This is a genomic window from Neorhizobium sp. 05N33 (assembly GCF_056397445.1).
The window spans coordinates 126165-146975 of record NZ_JBFTNK010000005.1; the positions used below are offsets into that span (position 1 = coordinate 126165).

Sequence of the window (20811 nt, forward strand, 5' to 3'; positions counted from 1 at the left end):
TCGATTGGACCGGTCGCGGGCACGACGAGATCGCCCTTGCGTCCACGATGAATATCAGCCGGGCCTCCGGAAGGTAAACCCTTGCCGATTAAATTTCGCCGTTCCCGCTACCGCAAGGCGCTCGGAGAGGCCCGCCGCGCCGGCTCGAAATTCATCGCGTTATCAATGGGGTGCTTCCGTTCAGGTTCCATTCAGGCGAGCCTCGATAGAGCCGGAACATGTGTCAATCCGCAGGAAGTGAGCAATAGATTTCAGTCAGTCGTTTGCAATATCCGGACTGCTCTCTATTTCCCATCCTCGCGGGTTTGCATCCGGCTGGTCACCATAATCCAAATGATGACTGGCGCTTCCGATGCAGGCCGAGTAAGGCGAGGCCGACAAACCCTTAAAGTTTTCAGCAGAAGCCCGTATCCATGTCATTTCACACTCCGCCGTCAGCTTCCTCGCGCGAAACCGAAGCCAAGCAGATCGATCATAACGACTCGATCCGCTCGACCTATTTCAACATCGATGCATTGCGGGAATGCGGCGAGAAACTCGGCAAGGAGGGCACGCCCAGCCTGCCGGGCTTGATGGCGTTCGAGTTCTTCAAGCGGCACGAGGAGAACGAGAAGGAAATCCTTCGGGTCTACCGGGCGACGGCTACCGATGTCGATGCCGGCGCCTCGATTACGCCCGCCGCCGAATGGCTGCTCGACAACTATTACATCGTCGAAGAGGCGATCCAGGAAGTCCGCCGCGACTTCCCGAAGAAATTCTTCCGCCAGTTGCCGACGATGACGGTCGGCGGCCAGGAATTGCCGCGCGTCCTGGCGCTCGCCTGGCTCTATGTCGCCCATACCCACAGCAGCATTTCCCGCGAAGCGCTGGCCTCCATGGTCCAGGGTTTCCAGGTCAAGGAACCGCTCGAGATCGGTGAACTCTGGGCGCTGCCCTCGTTCATCCGTTTCGTGCTGATCGAGAACCTGCGCCGCATCGCCACCCGTGTCGACCGCTCGCGCAACATGCGCCGCCGCGCCAACGAGACGGCCGACGAGATCATCCGCCTCAATAACGAGGAGGCGAGCGCCGATGTCCTGAAGGGCATCGAGAACCTGACGAACGACAACACGTTTACGGCGCAGTTCCTCTATCGCCTTCGCAATGCCTCACAGACCTCGGGTTTTGCCGTCGCCTGGCTGGAGCAGCGTCTCGAACAGGCGGGCACCGGCGTCGAAGAGGTGATGCTCGCCGAACAGAACCGTCTGTCGTCCGGCAACGTGACGATGGGCAACATCATCAAGAGCCTGCGCGAGATCGACGACACGGAGTGGAGCGTCTGGTTCGAAGACGTTTCGCAGATCGACAAGATCTTCCGGGAGCGCACCGATTACCAGGCGCTCGATTTCGGTTCGCGTAACGCCTATCGCAACCGTATCGAACAGATCGCCCGCCGCTCCCGCAAGAGCGAGGCCGAGGTGGCGGAAGCCGCCATCCAGCTCGCCGAAAAGGCGTCTGCGGAAGAAAATGCCGATCCGCGCGAGACCAATGTCGGCGCTTTCGTCGTCGGCCGCCGCCGCCGCGAACTGGAAGCGGCAGTCGGCTACGATCTGCTGTTCGTCCAGAGATTTGTCCGCCTCGTCCGCCGCCTCAACTGGTTTGCGATCGCCGGCCCGGTCATCCTGATCACCGTTCTCGCCATGGCGATTGCCGGCTGGTTCCTGGTGCAGGCGGATATTCCGCTGCCGGTCGTCTTCTGCTTCCTGCTGATGTTTGCACTGCCGGCTTCCGAAGGCGCGACCGGCCTGTTCAATACGCTGGTGACCTATGTGGTGAGGCCAGCCCGGCTGGTCGGCTACGAGTTCAAGGAGGGCATTCCGGAAGCGGCAAGAACGCTGGTTGCCGTACCCTGCCTGATCACCGATCGCGATACCGTGGACGAACTCGTCCGCAACCTCGAGGTCCATTATCTCGCCAATCACCACGGTGAAATCTACTTCTCTCTGCTCAGCGACTGGCGCGACAGCAAGTTCGAAGAGACCGATACCGACCTCGAAATCCTCGACTATGCGAAGCGCGAGATCGCAGCGCTCAACGCCAAGTATGGGGAGGATGACAAGGCGCGCTTCTATCTGCTGCATCGCCGCCGCCTATTCAATCCCGCCGAAGGCGCATGGATGGGCTGGGAGCGCAAGCGCGGCAAGCTGCATGAGCTCAACATGTTGCTGCGCGGTGATCGCGACACCAGCTATCTTCCGGGTGCCAATATCGTTCCGCCGGACGTCCAATACGTCATGACGCTCGATGCCGATACGCGCCTGATGCGCGATGCGGTGACCAAGCTCGTCGGCAAGATGCACCATCCGATCAACCAGCCGGTGCTCGATCCGAAAACCAATCGCGTCATCCATGGTTATGGTCTGATGCAGCCGCGCGTGACGCCGTCGCTGACGACCGGCAAGGAAGCCTCGGTCTTCCAGCGCGTCTTCTCCGTCGGCCGCGGCCTCGACCCTTACGTCTTCACCGTCTCCGACGTCTACCAGGACCTGACCGGCGAAGGCAGCTTCACCGGCAAGGGCCTCTATCACGTCGATGCCTTCGAGGCCTCGCTCAAGGGCCGGATCGACGAGAATTCGGTTCTCTCGCATGACCTTCTCGAAGGTTCGTTCGCACGCTGCGCTCTCGTGACCGACGTGGAACTGGTCGAAGACTTTCCGGTCCGCTACGAGGTCGAGGTTTCGCGTCAGCATCGCTGGGCTCGTGGCGACTGGCAGCTCCTGCCCTACATCCTTGATCCGAAGCGGGGCGTGACTGCGCTTGGCCGCTGGAAGATGATCGACAACCTGCGCCGGTCGCTGACCCCGATCGCCTGGTTCTTCGCTTCCGTGCTCGGCTGGTACTTCATGGATCCGCTCGGCGCGCTGATCTGGCAGATCCTGCTGATCTTCTCGCTGTTCGTCGCTCCGACCCTCAGCCTCGTCACCGGCCTGCTGCCGAGCTCCACCGATATCGTTCCCGGCGCGCATTTCTATTCCGTCTGGTCGGACATGCGTTCCGCCAATGCGCAGGTCGCCCTCCGCGTCGTCTTCATCGCGGATTCCGCCTGCATCATGACCGATGCGATCGCCCGGTCTCTCTACCGCCTGTTCTTCAGCCGCAAGCTGATGCTGGAATGGCGCACCGCCGCCTCGATCCAGTCGAGCGCGCAAGGGAGCCCGCAGGATTATTACAAGACGATGTGGCATGCGCCGGCAATCGCCGTGCTCAGCATCATCCTGTCGGCCATGCCGGGCGACAATGCATTCCTGGTCGGTATTCCGTTCGCCGTGCTGTGGATCTTCTCGCCGCTCGTTGCCTGGTATGTCAGCCAGTCGGCCGAGACCGAAGACCGGCTGTTCGTGCCGGAACCCGTGTCTATCGAACTGCGCAAGATCGCCCGCCGCACCTGGCGGTATTTCGAGACCTTCGTGACCGCGGAGCAGAACTACCTGCCGCCGGACAATTTCCAGGAGAGGCCGAACCCGGTCATCGCCAAGCGCACGTCGCCGACCAATATCGGCGTCTACCTGCTGTCGACGATCTCGGCGCGGCATTTCGGCTGGATCAGCTTCACCGACACGATCGAGCGCATCGAGCAGACGATCTCTGCGGTTGAAAGAGCCGACAAGTTCCGCGGCCACATGTACAACTGGTATCATACCGATACCCTGCAGCCGCTGATGCCGCGCTACGTCTCGTCGGTCGACAGCGGCAACTTCGCCGGCCATCTGATCGCCATCTCGTCGGCGTTGCGCATCTGGGCCGAGGCCCCTTCCGCCCATCTTCAGGGCAATCTTGACGGCATCGGCGACGTCTGCGGCATTCTGGCGGAAACGCTGAAGGCTCTGCCGGACGACCGCAAGACCGTGCGCCCGCTGCGTCGCCGTCTGGAGGAGCGTATCGCCGGCTTCGGCAATGCGCTTGCCGCGGTCAAGCGCGAGCATGAATTCGCGTCGATCCGGATCATCAACCTCGCCGTGCTTGCCCGCGACATCCAGAAGCTCGCGGTCAACCTCGATCAGGAAGTCCGTTCGACACAGAGCGACGAAGTTACCCGCTGGTCGGCATCTCTCGTCGCCGCCTGCGAGGCGCATATCGCCGATAGCGTCTTCGACAATGCCAATATCGAATCGCTGCGGGAGCGGCTCGGCGTGTTGCGCGACCGAACCCGCCGCCTCGCTTTCGCGATGGATTTCAGCTTCCTGTTCCGCAAGGAGCGTCGTCTTCTGTCGATCGGCTATCGTGTCGAAACCAACGAGATCGACGAAGCCTGCTATGACCTCCTCGCATCCGAAGCGCGTCTGACCAGCCTGTTCGGGATCGCCAAGGGCGACCTGCCGACCGAGCACTGGTACAAGCTCGGCCGCCAGGTGGTGCCGATCGGTGCGCGCGGCGCGCTGGTCTCCTGGTCCGGCTCGATGTTCGAATACCTCATGCCGCCGCTCGTCATGCAGGAGCGCCAGGGGGGCATCCTCAACCAGACCAACAATCTGATCGTCAAGGAACAGATGAATCATGGCCGCCGCCTCGGCACGCCATGGGGTATCTCGGAAGCGGCATTCAACGCTCTCGACCATCAGATGTATTATCAATATTCGAACTTCGGGGTACCGACGCTCGGCCTCAAGCGCGGTCTCGGGCAAAACGCCGTCATCGCTCCCTATGCGTCGATCCTGGCCAGCCAGTACGATCCGATCGCTGCCTCTGAAAACCTGACCGAACTGCGCTCGCTCGGAGCGCTTGGGGTGTTCGGTTTCTACGATGCGGTGGATTTCACGCCGACCCGCGTGCCGGAAGGCAAGCGCTGCGCGGTGGTGTTCAACTATTATGCCCACCACCACGGCATGTCGATCGCCGCAATCGCCAACGTCGTGATGAACGGCCTGCTGCGCGAACTCTTCCATTCCGACCCGACCATCGAGGCCGCCGAACTGCTGCTGCAGGAAAAGGCGCCGCGCGATATTCCGGTGATGAGCGCCAAGCACGAAGAAACCCCCGGCAAGGGTCAGGGCGAACTGTTGCGTTCGGAAATCCGCACCATCACCAACCCGGCCACCAAGGACCGGGAGCTGGCGCTGCTCTCCAACGGTCATTACTCGGTCATGCTCACCGCGACCGGCTCGGGATATTCCCGCTGGAATGGACTGTCTGTCGCCCGCTGGAAGCCCGACCCGACCGAAGATCGCTGGGGCCAGTTCTTGTTCCTGCGCGACACCACGAACGGCGAATGGTGGTCCGCCACTGCCGAGCCGCGTCGTATCGAAGGTGAAAAGACCAGGGCGATCTTCTCCGACGAACGGGCTGAATTCCACAAGACGATCGGCGACCTCACGAGCACGGTTGAATGCATCGTCGCCAGCGAACACGATGCCGAAGGCCGCCGCCTGACGCTGCTCAACATGGGTACCGAGGATCGCTTCATCGAAGTGACCTCCTATATGGAACCCGTGCTGACCACCGAGGACGACGACAACGCCCACCCGGTCTTCCAGCGGATGTTCGTCCGCACCGAAATCGGCCGCCGCGGCGACGTCATCCGCGCGTGGCGCAACAAGCGCGCGCCGAACGAGCCGGACATGATCATCGCCCATCTGGCGGCCGACAATGCCGGTTCGGCTCGCCCGACCGAATTCGAGACCGACCGCCGCAAGTTCCTCGGCCGCGGCCGCACGCTTTCGGAAGCTGCAGCCTTCGATCCCGGCGCGACGCTGTCGGGTACCGACGGCTTCACGCTCGATCCCATCCTGTCGCTGCGCCGCGTCGTGCGGGTGCCGGCCGGCAAGAAGGTGAGCGTCATCTTCTGGACGATCGCAGCGCCCAAGCGCGAGGAGCTCGACCAGGCGATCGAACGCTATCGCCATCCGGATGCCTTCCAGACCGAGCTCACGCAGGCCTGGACGCGCACGCAGGTACAGATGCGCCATCTCGGCGTCTCGTCGCAGGATGCGGCGGCGTTCCAGCACCTGGCGCGCTACCTCATCTATCCGGACATGCAGCTTCGCGCCGACCAGGCGACCATACACGCGGGCATGCAGCCGCAATCGTCGCTCTGGCCGTCGTCGGTTTCCGGCGACTTCCCGATCTTCACGCTGCGCATCAACGACGACAACGACATGCCGGTCGCCAAGGAGGCGATGAGCGCCCAGGAATATCTGCGCTCGCGCGGCGTCGTCACCGACCTCGTGATCTTCAACGAGCGGGCGGCTTCCTATGCGCAGGAAATGCAGCAGGCGCTGGAACATCTCTCAGAGAGTTCCCGCCGCCTCAGCCAGCAGGAGGGCCAGCGCCAGCACGTCTTCTCGCTGCGCCGCGACATCATGGACGACGAGGGTTCGGAAGGCTTGATCGCCGCATCCCGCGTGGTTCTGCATGCCCGCAACGGCAAGATCAGCGACCAGCTCAACCGCACGGCGACGATCTTCGCGCCGCCGAAGGATCAGCAGATCGAGATCGACCGTCGCCCGCTGCTGAACGGCGAGATCTTCCAGCCTCCGGCTCCGATCGAGGCACCGGCGGATCTCGACTTCTGGAACGGTTTCGGCGGTTTCACCAAGGACGGCAGCGAGTATGTTGTGCGCCTGCACGGCGGCCAGTCGACGCCGCAGCCGTGGATCAACATCATCTCCAACGACAAGTTCGGCTTCCACATTTCGGCGGAAGGCTCAGGCTTCACCTGGGCCAAGAACTCCCGCGACTATCAGCTGACGACCTGGACCAACGACATGGTCATCAACCGTCCCGGCGAGGCGTTCTACGTCGCCGACCGGGACAGTGGTGCGGTCATGACCCCGTTTGCGGTTCTGTCGCGCAAGCCGGAAGTCAAGTTTGAAACCCGCCACGGCCTTGGCTACTCCGTCTTCTCGAGCGAAGAAGAAGGCCTGAAGATCAAGCTGACCCAGACGGTCGACCGGACACGGGCCGCAAAGCTCTCGTCCATCCTCGTCCATAACGGCGGCTCGGAAACACGCAGGCTGCGTATCTACGGTTATGTGGAATGGCTGCTCGGCGCCAATCCGGCCCGGTCCATCCCGTTCATCCTCTCCAGCCGAGACGAGGAGACGGGAACACTTTTCGCCACCAACTCCTACAGCATCGACTACCGCCGTTTTGCCTTCATGGGCATGAAGGAGACGCCGGTCGGCTTCACGGCGAGCCGCCGCGAATTCATCGGCCGCTTTGGTTCGGTCCAGATGCCGGCGGCGGTGATGTCCGCTTCGGCGCTGAGCAACGCCCTCGATCTCGACGGCGATCCCTGCGCGGCACTCGCCTACGACATCGAGCTCGCGCCGGGCGAAGAGCGGACGGTCACCTTCTATCTCGGCGATGCCGATACCAAGGAAGAGGCTCAGGCGCTGGTCGCCCAGCTGCGCGGCGAGGAGTTCGCTCCGATCCTTGCGGCGAACCGTGACTTCTGGACCGGCTTCACCGGCCGCCTGAAGATCTCGACGCCGGACAAGTCGCTCGACAACATGGTCAACCACTGGCTGCCCTACCAGGCGCTCGGCTGCCGCATCATGGCCCGCACCGCCTTCTACCAGGCATCCGGCGCCTTCGGTTTCCGCGACCAGCTGCAGGACACGTTGGCTTTCCTGGTGCACGAGCCGTCGCTCGCCCGCCGCCAGATCGTCAATGCAGCCTCGCGGCAATTCAAGGAAGGCGACGTGCTGCACTGGTGGCTGCCCGGCTCCGGCGCCGGTGTCCGGACGATGATCTCCGACGACGTCGTCTGGCTCGCCTACGGTATCCACCAGTATGTCTCGGTGACCGGCGATGCATCGCTGCTCGACGAGGAACTGGCGTTCATCGACGGTCCAGTGCTCGAAAAGAACAAGCACGACTCCTTCTTCCAGCCGACGGTGTCGACCGATACCGCAACTGTCTACGAGCATGCGGCAAGGGCGCTGGACCTGGCGATCACGCGCACTGGCGACAAGGGCCTGCCGCTCATCCTCGGCGGCGACTGGAACGACGGCATGAACCGCGTCGGCATCGGCGGCCGCGGCATGAGCGTCTGGCTCGGCTGGTTCCTGGCCGCGGCACTGCGCAACTTCCTGCCCTATGCGGAGGCCCGTAAGGACAAGAAGCGCATCCAGCGCTGGACCGACCATATCGAAACGCTGAAGCAGGCGCTCGAAAAGGCCGGCTGGGACGGCACCTACTACCGGCGCGGTTATTTCGACGATGGTTCTGCGCTCGGCTCGAGCACCAGCGACGAATGCCGCATCGACTCGCTTGCCCAGTCCTGGAGCGTGCTCTCGGGCGAAGGCGATCCGGAACGCGCCGCCCAGGCGATGGATGCGGTGCTTGAAAAACTGGTCGACAGCCAAGCCGGCATCATCCGCCTGTTCACGCCGCCGTTCCAGGATACCCGCAAGGACCCGGGCTATATCAAGGCCTATCCGCCGGGTGTTCGTGAAAACGGCGGCCAGTATACCCATGCGGCGATCTGGGTCGTGCTGGCGCTGGCAGCGCTGAAGCGGGGCGACGACGCCTGGAAGTGCTTCCAGATGCTGAACCCGATCAACCACGCGCTCGACCAGGACGCGGCCGAGACCTATCGCGTCGAACCTTATGTGGTCGCGGCCGATGTCTATGGTCACGGTTCCCATACCGGCCGCGGCGGCTGGACCTGGTATACGGGTTCTGCGGGCTGGCTCTATCGTGCGGCCACCGAGGGCATCCTTGGCATCCGCCGCCAGGGCGACCGGCTGTTCGTCAACCCGGCACTGCCGACCGACTGGAATGGCTTTACCGCCGAACTGACCATCGACGACACGGTGCACAAGATCACTGTCGAGGGCGACAAGGTCACGATCGACGGTCAGGCGGTCAATGAAACGGAAGGTTTCCTTCTCGACGGAACCGCTGCGAAGCGACTGCCGGAACCGGCCGATAGCTGAGACCTCCGATCATCGGAAACCGACAAAAGAAAACCCGCCGCCATGCGAATGGCGGCGGGTTTTTTCGTTGGGCTTCGGGATCGACCGGTCAGGCGGGCTGCGCCTCCGATGTCGTGTGATCCTTCGCTTCGTCGTCGGTCAGGATGCCGCTTGCCTTCAGCAGCGAGGCAAAACGTCCGCCGCTCTCGCTGAGTTCGTCATAGCTGCCCATCTCGGCGACGCGGCCGTTCTCGAGGAAGATCACCTTGTTCGCATCGCGAACGGTCGAAAGCCGGTGGGCGATGATGAAGGTGGTGCGGTTCTCGCGAAGGCGGTCGATGGCCGTCTTGACGCGAGCCTCGGTCTCGACGTCCAGCGCACTGGTCGCCTCGTCGAGGACAAGGATCGGCGCATTCTTGAGGATGGCGCGGGCAATGGCGATGCGCTGGCGCTCGCCGCCGGACAAGCGGTTGCCGCGCTCGCCGACAGGCGTCTCATAGCCGTTCAGCCGGGTTTCGATGAACTCGGCGGCCGCGGCGGCTTCCGCCGCCTTGGCGATTTCCTCTTCGCTCGCCCCTTCGCGGCCGAGGCGGATGTTTTCGCTGATCGACCGGTTCAGGAGACCGGCGTCCTGGAAGACGGTGGCAATGGAATGGCGCAGCGATTTCCGCGTTACCTTGCCGATATCGACGCCATCGATGAGGATCTTGCCTTCCTGGGGATCGTAGACACGCTGCAGGAGGTTGATAAGCGTCGTCTTTCCGGCACCGGTCGGGCCCACGATGGCAACCGTCTCCCCGGCTTTTGCGGTGAAGGAAACGTTGTGGACGCCCTGGCTCGTACTGGCGAAACCGAAGGAGACGTCGCGGAATTCCACCTCGCCGCGAACCTCGCCGAGGTCGGCAGCATCGGCCGGCTCGGCACGCTCTTCGACGGAATCCTCAAGGGTGAAGAAGTCTTCGAGCTTGGCGCGCGCTTCGAAAATCTGGGTCGCGAACTGGCGCAGCAGATCGAGACGGCCGATCAGCAGGTTGGCGAAGCCGATGAAAGCCACGACATCGCCGACCCGAATTTCACCCCGCTGGACCAGAAGCGTACCGATGACGAGGATGACGCCCATAGATACTGTCGAGGCAGTACGGTTGAGCGCGCCCGCCAAGGCCCACCAGTCGAGCACCGGATATTGGGCTGCGAGCAGATCTTTAGTATAGTCCTTGAGCGCCAGGGTCTCGGCTTCGATGCGGTTATAGCTGTGCAGCACCGACACGTTGCTGATCGCGTCGCTCACATGCGAGAAGACAGTGTGGTAATGGTTCTCGACCGAGGCTTGGCCCTCTTTGGTGCGGTTCATCACCGTAACGCCGATGATCCAGTAGAGGATGCTCAGCACCAAAAGGACGAGGCTGAGTCGCCAATCCATGGAGATTGCGGTCGGGATCAGCAGAACAAGCGCCACTGCGGTGGCGAGGTGAGTGCGCATGAATTCGAGCCACAGGCCGAACAGGCTCTCTGCGGCACGCAGCAGGGTATGCAGCGCATTGGAGGTGCCGCGGGTGTGGTGCCAGGCAAGCGGCATGGAGATGATGCGTCCGAAAGCCTCGGTCAGCAGCGACGCGCGTCGGCCATGGGCGAGCCTGTCGGCCTCGCGGGAGACAAGCACGTAGGCGACGGTATTGAAGACGCCGAAACCGGCCCATAAAATCAAGACCGGAGTAACAGTACCGCCGGATGAAATGGCGTCGATGATGCGGCCGAACAGGATCGGTTCGGCAATGGTGATGACGGCCAGCACGATATTGGCGACGACGACGGCACCGACGCGCCATTTGTTCTTGGCCAGATATCTGAGAGCTCGTGCGTAAACCTGGAACAGCGTCAACTGGCGCAACCTTTTTCATGTGGAGCCGCCATGGCAGCGGCATCGGTAATCTAATGATCGTAAACGGCAATTCCGCGACGGATGCCGGAGATAATACCCTTCTGCCAGAAATGTTTCATGGAGGGCAAGACTTCCCGTATTCGGTGTCTCGAACCAGCTCACAGCTTCTCACAGAAAGCCGTCAAGGGCTAGATTTCGCGGTATACCTTCAACGAATGATAACTATGCTAATCGATTGTGAATAAGGGAAGTCACTGAAATTTAATACAAAGAAAAGAAGCGCCCGGAAAGAGCGCGGCGGGAGCAAGTCGTGAACATTCAGCTGGTCGTGCAACTCTTGGTACTCGTTGGGGAAGTCAAGACCGAGGCGGAGCTGACGGCTCAGCTCGAATCCCTGCTGAAAGCCTATGGTTTTGAATATTACGGACTGGTTATCCGGCCACGCTCTCACCAGGGGCCGGCAGGCTTGTCCCTCGCCGAACGCTGGCCGGAAGGCTGGCAAGAAATCTACGAGAGCCGCAAATACGTGCTGGTCGACCCGACCATCCGGATGCTCAGCATCGCGCAAAGACACTTCCGCTGGCGGGACGCGGCCCTCAGGCTCCGCAACGATCCGCACCGGCAGCGCATGCAGCGGATGATGCAGGAGGGGATGCGTTACGGTCTCCAGGACGGCTACATGTTTCCGATCCATGGCCGCAACGGCTTGCTCGGCAACATGACCATCGGCGGGCGCCCCGTGGATCTTTCGCCCGCTGAAACGGCGCTGTTCGATGCCGCCGCCAAGAGGACGTTCTGGCGCTTTCTGGAGCTGCGCGGGCAGGCAGAAGAACTGGAAGCTGTCGCAAAAGTGGACACCCAGCTTACCCGCCGCGAGATGGAAGTCATCGTGCTGCTGGCTGAGGGCCTGACCTCCAACGAGATTGCAAAGTCGCTCGATATCTCCAGTCACACGGTCGACTGGTACATCAACGGGCTTCAGGAGAAGCTGCGCGCCAAGAACCGCCAGCATGTCGTCGCTTCGACGTTCCGCCTCGGTCTCGTCACCTAGAAACCAGCCCCCATTCGTCCGACATAAATTTGTCATCCGGCCTTCCGATAAATTGCGCTTGCTTGATTAAGACGATACTGATTTCTTTGCAGTGCAGCATTTTTCTCGATGGCGCGTGGGGAGATCCGTCTTGTCGATTTCGAAGATACTGGTTGCCAATCGTTCGGAGATCGCCATTCGCGTCTTCCGTGCCGCCAACGAGCTTGGCATCAAAACCGTTGCGATCTGGGCGGAGGAGGACAAGCTCTCGCTGCATCGGTTCAAGGCCGACGAGAGTTATCAGGTCGGTCGCGGCCCGCATCTTTCCAAGGATATGGGGCCGATCGAGAGCTATCTGTCCATTCCCGAAGTGATCCGCGTCGCCAAGCTTTCCGGCGCCGATGCCATCCATCCGGGATACGGCCTTTTGTCGGAAAGCCCGGAATTCGTCGAGGCGTGCAACGAGGCAGGCATCATCTTCATCGGCCCGCGGCCGGATACAATGCGCCAGCTCGGCAACAAGGTTGCGGCCCGCAATCTCGCCATCTCGGTCGGCGTGCCGGTAGTGCCGGCAACGGAGCCGCTGCCGGACGATATGGCGGTCGTTGCGAAGATGGCCGAGGAAATCGGTTATCCGGTGATGCTGAAAGCGTCCTGGGGCGGCGGTGGGCGCGGCATGCGCGCCATCCGCGATCCGAAGGATCTGGCCAAGGAAGTCGTGGAAGCCAAGCGCGAGGCGATGGCTGCCTTCGGCAAGGACGAAGTCTATCTCGAAAAGCTGGTCGAGCGTGCCCGCCACGTGGAGAGCCAGGTGCTCGGCGATACGCACGGCAATGTCGTGCACCTCTTCGAGCGCGACTGTTCGATCCAGCGCCGTAACCAGAAGGTCGTCGAACGCGCGCCCGCACCCTATCTGTCGGAAGAGCAGCGGGCCGAGCTTGCCGCCTATTCGCTGAAGATCGCGGCGGCGACCAATTATGTCGGTGCCGGCACGGTCGAGTACCTGATGGATGCCGATACCGGCAAATTCTACTTCATCGAGGTGAACCCGCGCATTCAGGTCGAACACACGGTGACCGAAGTCGTCACCGGCATCGACATCGTCAAGGCGCAGATCCATATCCTCGAAGGTTTTGCGATCGGCACGCCCGAATCCGGCGTACCGGCCCAGGAAGACATCCGCCTCCACGGCCACGCGCTGCAATGCCGGATCACCACCGAGGATCCGGAACATAATTTCATCCCGGATTACGGCCGCATCACCGCCTACCGCTCGGCGGCCGGTTTCGGCATCCGTCTCGACGGCGGCACGGCCTATTCGGGCGCGGTGATCACCCGTTATTACGATCCGCTGCTGGTCAAGGTGACGGCCGCCGGCTCGACGCCGCAGGAAGCGATCAGCCGGATGGATCGTGCGCTGCGCGAATTCCGCATCCGCGGCGTGGCGACCAATCTCACCTTCCTCGAAGCGATCATCGGCCACCCGAAATTCCGCGACAACACCTATACGACGCGGTTCATCGATACGACGCCGGAACTGTTCGAGCAGGTGAAGCGGCAGGACCGCGCCACCAAGCTCTTGACCTACCTCGCCGACGTCACCGTCAACGGCCATCCGGAAACCAAAGGCCGGCCGGTGCCATCCGAACATAGCGCCAAACCGGTGCTGCCTTATATCAACGGTCCGGTCCCGGACGGGACCAAGCAGCTTCTCGATACGCTCGGCCCGAAAAAGTTCGGCGAATGGATGCGCAACGAAAAGCGCGTGCTGATGACCGACACCACGATGCGCGACGGTCATCAGTCGCTGCTGGCCACCCGCATGCGCACCTATGACATCGCGCGGGTCGCCGGCGTCTATGCGCGGGCGCTGCCGAACCTGTTCTCGCTGGAATGCTGGGGCGGCGCGACCTTCGACGTCTCCATGCGCTTCCTCACCGAAGACCCGTGGGAGCGCCTGGCGATGATCCGCGAGGGTGCACCGAACCTGCTTCTGCAGATGCTGCTGCGCGGCGCCAACGGCGTCGGCTACAAGAACTATCCCGACAACGTCGTCAAATTTTTCGTTGCCCAGGCCGCCAGGGGCGGCATCGACCTCTTCCGTGTCTTCGACTGCCTCAACTGGGTCGAGAACATGCGCGTCTCGATGGATGCGATCAACGAAGAGAACAGGCTCTGCGAGGCGGCGATCTGCTATACGGGCGATCTCTTGAATTCGGCGCGCCCCAAATACGACCTCAAATATTACGTTTCCCTGGCCGAGGAGCTGGAGAAGGCGGGCGCCCATATCATCGCGCTGAAGGACATGGCCGGCCTCTTGAAGCCGGCTGCGGCGCGGGTGCTGTTCAAGGCGCTGCGCGAGGCGACCTCGTTGCCGATCCATTTCCACACCCACGACACGTCCGGCATTTCGGCCGCGACCGTGCTTGCCGCGGTGGACGCGGGCGTCGACGCGGTCGACGCGGCAATGGATGCGGTGTCCGGCAATACGTCCCAGCCCTGCCTCGGCTCGATCGTCGAAGCGCTGTCCGGCTCCGAGCGCGACCCGGGCCTTGATCCGGAGTGGATCCGCCGTATCTCCTTCTATTGGGAAGCGGTGCGCGGCCAGTATGCGGCCTTCGAAAGCGACCTCAAGGGGCCGGCCTCGGAAGTCTATCTGCATGAAATGCCGGGCGGCCAGTTCACCAACCTCAAGGAACAGGCCCGCTCGCTCGGGCTTGAAACCCGCTGGCACAAGGTCGCCCAGACCTATGCGGACGTCAACAAGATGTTAGGCGACATCGTCAAGGTGACGCCGTCGTCCAAGGTGGTCGGCGACATGGCGCTGATGATGGTCTCCCAGGACCTCACTGTCGCCGACGTCGAAAACCCGGCGAAGGATATCGCCTTCCCGGATTCGGTCGTATCGATGCTGAAGGGCGATCTCGGCCAGCCCCCCGGCGGTTGGCCGCAGGCGCTGCAGAAAAAGGCGCTGAAGGGCGAGACGCCCTACACGGCCGTGCCCGGCTCGCTTCTACCCCCGGCGGATCTCGCCGCGGAGCGCAAGGTCATCGAGGACAAGCTGGAGCGCAAGATCGACGATTTCGAGTTCGCTTCCTACCTGATGTATCCGAAGGTGTTTACCGATTTTGCGCTGGCTTCGGACACTTACGGCCCGGTCTCCGTTCTGCCGACACACGCCTATTTCTACGGTCTCAACGACGGCGAGGAACTGTTTGCCGACATCGAGCGTGGCAAGACGCTGGTTGTCGTCAACCAGGCGATGAGCGGCACGGATGCGCAGGGCATGGTCACCGTGTTCTTCGAACTCAACGGCCAGCCGCGCCGCATCAAGGTGCCGGATAGGGCGCATGGCGCTTCCGGCAGTGCGGTGCGCCGCAAGGCCGACATCGGCAATGCCGCTCATCTCGGCGCGCCGATGCCGGGCGTCATTTCCCGCGTCTTCGCGACAACCGGCCAGGCGGTCAAGGCCGGCGACGTGCTGCTGTCGATCGAGGCGATGAAGATGGAAACCGCGCTGCATGCGGAAAAAGACGGCACGGTGGCCGAAGTCCTCGTCAAGGCCGGCGACCAGATCGACGCCAAGGATCTGCTGATCGTTTATGGCGGCTGAGTACAGCCGCTTTTCCCGGCTACCCGGACTTTCTGGCCGAGTCCTTCGCAGAAAATGATCATCAGGCCGGCGCAATTGTTCAGGATTGCGCCTGGGCCTCGTGCTGGCCGGCGGCGAATGGCATGGTGCGAACATTTTTCCGCGTTGCAGGTTTCGCCTCGATACAATTTGTGAGAGGGAGGGTTTCTTCGCGGCGTTGCAAATTCAATCGATTTAAATATGTTCGCGACGATCGAAAGGAACCTATCCATGGACAGTCGCGCACCCTCAAACGCTTCCTCCAGCTCCCGAGCTTTCTTCACCCGCGAAAGGGCGGGCGTGTCGCTGCTCTTCCTGATGAACGGCTTCATGATCGGCGCCTGGGCACCGAAAATCCCGGAATTTGCGAGCCGCCTGGGCTTGAGCGAAAGCTCGCTCGGATTGATGATCCTGACGTTCGGTCTCGGATCGCTGCTGATGATGCCGATTGCCGGCAGCCAGATCGCCCGCTTCGGATCGAGCCAGGTCGCCAAGTACACCTCGGTGCTCTTGACGCCGACATTGCTCCTTCTCACCTGGGTCGGCAGCATCTGGTCCGGCGCTGTGGCAATCTTCCTGTTCGGCGGCCTGATCGGGGCCATGGACGTGGCGATGAATGCCAATGCCGTGTCGGTCGAGAAAAGCATGCGCCGGGCGATCATGTCGTCCTGCCACGCCTTCTGGAGCCTCGGCGGTTTGATCGGCTCGTCGACGGGCGGTTTCCTGATCGAACATATCGGTGTTTCCGCGCATGCCATCCTGGTCACGGTGCTGGCCGCGGTGATGATCATTGCTGCCTGGCCGACCGTTTTGCATGATGCGCCGCATCCGGACGAAGCCAAGCACGGCGGAAGCCGCCTGCCGCTTTCGCCGCTGCCGTGGCTGATCGGCATCATGGCGCTGTTCTGCATGATCCCGGAAGGCGCGATCCTCGATTGGGGTGCGCTTTACCTCCGCAATGAGTTGGCGGCTTCCGTCACCCTCTCCGGCTTCGCGTTCGCTGCGTTCTCGCTTACCATGGCGGCGATGCGTTTTGCCGGCGACCTGATCCGCGACCGTTTTGGCGCGGTCAAGACGCTGCGGGTCTGCGCCGTCATCTCGATCTTCGGCCTCTTGCTGATCGGCTTTGCCCAGAATGCACCGATGGCGATCGCCGGTTTTGCGCTGACGGGCATCGGCATTTCCAATATCGTGCCGATCGCGTTTTCGGCGGCTGGCAACCTGCCGGGAATGGCGGCCGGCGTCGGCCTCTCGGTGGTCACGACCATGGGCTATTCCGGCATCCTGGTCGCTCCATCGGCGATCGGCTTCATCGCCGAACACACGGGGCTGGCGGCGATCTTTGCAGGGCTTTCGGCGCTCATCATCGTGGTGCTGGTCCTCTCGCCCTTGGCCAGACATGCCGACACGGCGCATCATTAGGTGCGTCAGCCTGCCGGGCTGGAACGGGAAAGGCCTGTGCTATAAAGTGAGTGTCGCGGCGGTTGACAAGCCGCGAGCCATACGCCACCTGAAAGGCGCTTCATTCCCAAGGCGACGAGACTTCCGATGACCGCACCCATCGATTACGATCCGAAACCGCGCCGCGCCACGGTCGCCGTCGATGTCGGCGGGGTCATCGTCGGCGGAGGTGCGCCTGTCGTCGTGCAGTCGATGACCAATACGGACACGGCCGATATCGACGCAACGGTCGCCCAGGTCGCGGCGCTCCACAAGGCAGGCTCCGAGCTGGTGCGCATCACCGTCGACCGCGACGAGAGTGCTGCCGCGGTGCCAAAAATCCGCGAGCGGCTGCTGCGTCTCGGCATGGACGTGCCGCTGATCGGCGACTTCCATTATATCGGCCATAAGCTGCTCGCCGACCATCCGGCCTGCGCCGAGGCGCTGGCAAAATATCGCATCAATCCCGGCAATGTCGGTTTCAAGGACAAGAAGGACAAGCAGTTCGCCGACATCATCGAGATGGCGATCCGCTACGACAAGCCTGTGCGCATCGGGGTCAACTGGGGTTCGCTCGACCAGGACCTGCTGACCACACTGATGGACCGCAACGCGGCAGACGGTTCGCCGCTGTCGGCCCGCCAGGTCATGCATGAGGCGATCGTCCAGTCGGCGCTGATTTCCGCCGAGCTCGCCGAGCAGATCGGCCTGCCGCGCAACCGCATCATCCTGTCGGCCAAGGTCAGCCAGGTGCAGGACCTGATCGCCGTCTATTCGATGCTCACAGAGCGCTCCAACCATGCGCTGCATCTCGGCCTCACCGAGGCCGGCATGGGCTCCAAGGGCATCGTCGCCTCGTCGGCTGCGATGGGCTACGTGCTGCAGCACGGGATCGGCGACACGATCCGCGTTTCGCTGACGCCGGAGCCGAACGGCGACCGTACCCGTGAAGTGCAGGTGGCGCAGGAACTGCTGCAGGTCATGGGTTTTCGCCAGTTCGTTCCCGTCGTCGCCGCCTGTCCGGGCTGCGGGCGGACGACCTCAACGGTGTTCCAGGAGCTCGCTCAGAACATCCAGAACGACCTGCGCAAGAACATGCCGGTCTGGCGCGAGAAATATCCGGGCGTCGAAGCGCTCAACGTCGCGGTGATGGGCTGCATCGTCAACGGTCCGGGCGAGAGCAAACATGCCGACATCGGCATTTCGTTGCCGGGGACCGGGGAAACGCCGGCTGCCCCTGTGTTCATCGACGGCAAGAAGGCGCTGACCTTGCGCGGCGTGAACATCGCCGCCGATTTCGAGAAGCTGGTCATCGACTATATCGAGCAGCGTTTCGGCCAACGCACGGCCGCTGAGTAAATCATGAGCCGATACTGGTCGCCGATCGTCAGCCGGCTTTCGCCCTATGTCGCGGGCGAGCAGCCTCGTATCCAGAACCTCGTCAAGCTCAATACCAACGAAAACCCCTACGGGCCTTCTCCGAAGGCCATCGCCGCAGTCCAAGCGGCGGCGGATGATGCCCTGCGGCTTTATCCAGATCCATCGGCAACCGCATTGCGCGAAGCGATCGCTGTACGTTTCGGCGTGCAATCGGATCAGGTCTTTGTCGGCAACGGTTCGGACGAGGTGCTGGCGCACACGTTCCAGGCGCTCTTGAAGCATGACAAGCCGCTGCTCTACCCGGACATCACCTACAGCTTCTATCCGACCTATAGCCGGCTCTACGATATCGACGTCGTCGAAATCCCGCTCGATGAAGGCTTCCGGATCAAGCTTTCCGACTACGACCGGCCCTGCGGCGCGATCATCATTCCGAACCCGAATGCGCCGACCGGAATCGGCCTTGCTCTCCCGGAAATCGAGGCCCTGGTTGTCGCGCATCCCGACGTACCGGTCGTGGTGGACGAAGCCTATATCGATTTCGGCGGCGAGACGGCTACGAGCCTCATTGCCCGCTATCCAAATCTCCTCGTCATCCAGACGCTGTCGAAATCCCGTTCGCTGGCTGGGATGCGCGTCGGTTTCGCGCTCGGCCAGCGGCATCTGATCGATGCCCTGGAACGGGTGAAGGACAGTTTCAATTCCTACCCACTCGACCGGCTGGCTCAGGTTGCCGCGACGGCTGCGATCAAGGATGTCGCATGGTTCGAGACCTGCCGGCAGAAGATCATCGCGACGCGCGACCGCGTCAGCGGCGAATTGCAGGCGATGGGTTTCGATGTACTGCCGTCGCAGGCGAACTTCGTCTTCGCCAGGCATCCGGCTCTATCGGGCGCCGCAGTCTATTCGGCCTTGCGGGCCGAGGGCGTGCTGGTGCGCCACTGGAACAAGCCGCGCATAAACGACTATCTGCGCATCTCGATCGGCACGGATGCCGAATGTGACCGGCTGCTGGACGTCTTGAAGACCCTGCCCGCCGCCGGCTGATCGCGGCTCTTCTTTCGCTGCATCGGATCTCTTTGCGGGGTGTCTTGATCGGCCCGGTTCCGGCCGTCCTTGTGGTCAATGACGAAGATATGCCGGCCTCCTCGCTATTGCCGCAATTCATGGTAAATGAGGTTGCACCACTGACGACGGGGACATCGATTTACATGCTCAAGAAAATTGCAATCGTCGCACTTTGCGCGACCTATCTTTCCGCCTGCACCACGACCGACCCCTATACTGGGGAACAGAAGATTTCCAACACCACCGGCGGCGCCGCCATAGGTGCCGGCCTTGGCGCACTTGCCGGCGGCTTGACCGGCGGACGCCATGCGGGCCGCAATGCGCTGATCGGTGCCGGTATCGGCGCGCTCGCCGGTGGCGGCATCGGCGCCTACATGGACAATCAGGAAGCAGAACTGCGCGCCCAGCTGCAGGGCACCGGCGTTTCCGTGACCCGCGTCGGCGACCGCATCATCCTCAACATGCCGTCGAACATCACATTTGCCACGGATCAGGACCAGGTCATCCCGCCGTTCTACCGGACGCTGGATTCCGTCGCGATCGTGCTGAACAAGTTCAACCGCACCCTGATCGACGTCAACGGCCATACGGACTCGACCGGCAGCTTGCAGCATAACCAGGCTCTTTCCGAGCGTCGCGCCGCTTCTGTTGCCAACTATCTCGGCAGCCGCGGCGTGGATCAGCGGCGCATGTCGACGATGGGTTTTGGGCCGTCGCAGCCGGTCGCCACGAACGCGAGCCCGGACGGCCGCGCCCAGAACCGCCGCGTCGAAGTGGCGATCGCGCCGATCACCCAGGGCTGATCAAGAAAATCGGATGAAGAAGGCGAGCCGCTCAGATGCGGCTCGTCAGCAGCTTCAGGCCGGCGACGCTATAGAAAACCGCCATCGTGCCTTCGACCCAGCGTCGTGCGGCCTTGTAGCCGCGCAGCGCATGGGATGTCGAAAACACCATCGCATAGGTCGTGAAGATCAGCAGGCTCGAGCTCATGCAGACGCCGATGATCAAAAGGATCGCCGAGGTCGGCGCATTTTCCGGCAGGCCGAGCGAAATGATCGCCAGCCATGCAAAGATAGCCTTCGGATTGGTGACGTGGACCGCGTAGCCGCGCAGCCAGAGCTGGCGGGCGGTGTAGTTGGTTTTCGCATTGCCGAGAGCGACCTTGGAATCCGGCAGGCGCGCGGATTTGTAGGCCTTCCAGGCCAGATAGATCAGGTAGATCCCGCCGAGCACCTTCATGATCTCCAGCGCGATCGCATAGTTGCGCAGCAAAGCCGCGAGACCGAGAGCCGCGGCGGTCGCCCAGGTGAGAGAACCGCTGGCGATGCCGAGCGCGGTGATCAGGCCGGCGCGGCGGCCTTGGGAGATCGAGGTGCCGATGATCGCGAAATTGGCCGGGCCGGGGCTCGCGACGTTGATGACATAGGCGACGTAGGCCGGCCACATGTAGGGCAGATAGCTGAGGGCGTCCGGCATTCTCGTTTCC

9 protein-coding genes are annotated in these 20811 nt (G+C 62.4%); 7 read left to right on the forward strand and 2 right to left on the reverse strand.

Going from position 1 to position 20811, the window contains the following annotated elements; all coding sequences use genetic code 11:
- Positions 1 to 413: 413 nt before the first annotated feature.
- Entirely contained in the window at positions 414 to 8918 is an 8505-nt protein-coding gene (locus AC1DLT_RS15455; RefSeq protein ID WP_477487329.1) for a glycoside hydrolase family 94 protein, read from the forward strand.
- 88 nt (positions 8919 to 9006) lie between these two features.
- Here AC1DLT_RS15455 and AC1DLT_RS15460 read toward each other — a convergent pair whose 3' ends face one another.
- Positions 9007 to 10776 carry a glucan ABC transporter ATP-binding protein/ permease gene (locus AC1DLT_RS15460; protein WP_038546831.1) on the reverse strand — a complete coding sequence of 590 codons (1770 nt, stop codon included), beginning with the start codon at positions 10774 to 10776 and terminating at the stop codon, positions 9007 to 9009.
- A gap of 310 nt (positions 10777 to 11086) precedes the next feature.
- Here AC1DLT_RS15460 and AC1DLT_RS15465 point away from each other — a divergent pair, with 310 nt between their 5' ends.
- The 6 genes from AC1DLT_RS15465 (at position 11087) to AC1DLT_RS15490 (ending at position 20128) form a co-directional block, all read left to right on the forward strand.
- On the forward strand, positions 11087 to 11827 hold the full coding sequence (locus AC1DLT_RS15465; RefSeq protein ID WP_247136836.1) for a LuxR family transcriptional regulator: 741 nt from the start codon (positions 11087 to 11089) through the stop codon (positions 11825 to 11827).
- Positions 11828 to 11957: 130 nt separating this feature from the next.
- Positions 11958 to 15419 (forward strand): pyruvate carboxylase, encoded by a 3462-nt coding sequence (gene pyc, locus AC1DLT_RS15470; RefSeq protein ID WP_477487330.1) that lies wholly within the window; start codon positions 11958 to 11960, stop codon positions 15417 to 15419.
- A gap of 249 nt (positions 15420 to 15668) precedes the next feature.
- Positions 15669 to 16859: an MFS transporter gene (locus tag AC1DLT_RS15475; RefSeq protein ID WP_477487331.1), complete on the forward strand. Its 1191-nt coding sequence runs from the start codon at positions 15669 to 15671 to the stop codon at positions 16857 to 16859.
- A 126-nt stretch (positions 16860 to 16985) separates the two neighbouring features.
- Entirely contained in the window at positions 16986 to 18236 is a 1251-nt protein-coding gene (gene ispG / locus AC1DLT_RS15480; protein ID WP_247033960.1) for a flavodoxin-dependent (E)-4-hydroxy-3-methylbut-2-enyl-diphosphate synthase, read from the forward strand.
- A 3-nt stretch (positions 18237 to 18239) separates the two neighbouring features.
- Complete coding sequence (gene hisC, locus AC1DLT_RS15485) at positions 18240 to 19304, forward strand: histidinol-phosphate transaminase (RefSeq protein ID WP_477487332.1); 1065 nt, start codon at positions 18240 to 18242, stop codon at positions 19302 to 19304.
- A gap of 164 nt (positions 19305 to 19468) precedes the next feature.
- Positions 19469 to 20128, forward strand: coding sequence for a YiaD family glycine zipper/OmpA-like lipoprotein (locus AC1DLT_RS15490; RefSeq protein ID WP_247033956.1), 660 nt, complete (start codon positions 19469 to 19471; stop codon positions 20126 to 20128).
- Positions 20129 to 20159: 31 nt separating this feature from the next.
- Here AC1DLT_RS15490 and AC1DLT_RS15495 read toward each other — a convergent pair whose 3' ends face one another.
- On the reverse strand, positions 20160 to 20801 hold the full coding sequence (locus AC1DLT_RS15495) for a LysE family translocator (protein ID WP_477485007.1): 642 nt from the start codon (positions 20799 to 20801) through the stop codon (positions 20160 to 20162).
- Positions 20802 to 20811: the final 10 nt, after the last annotated feature.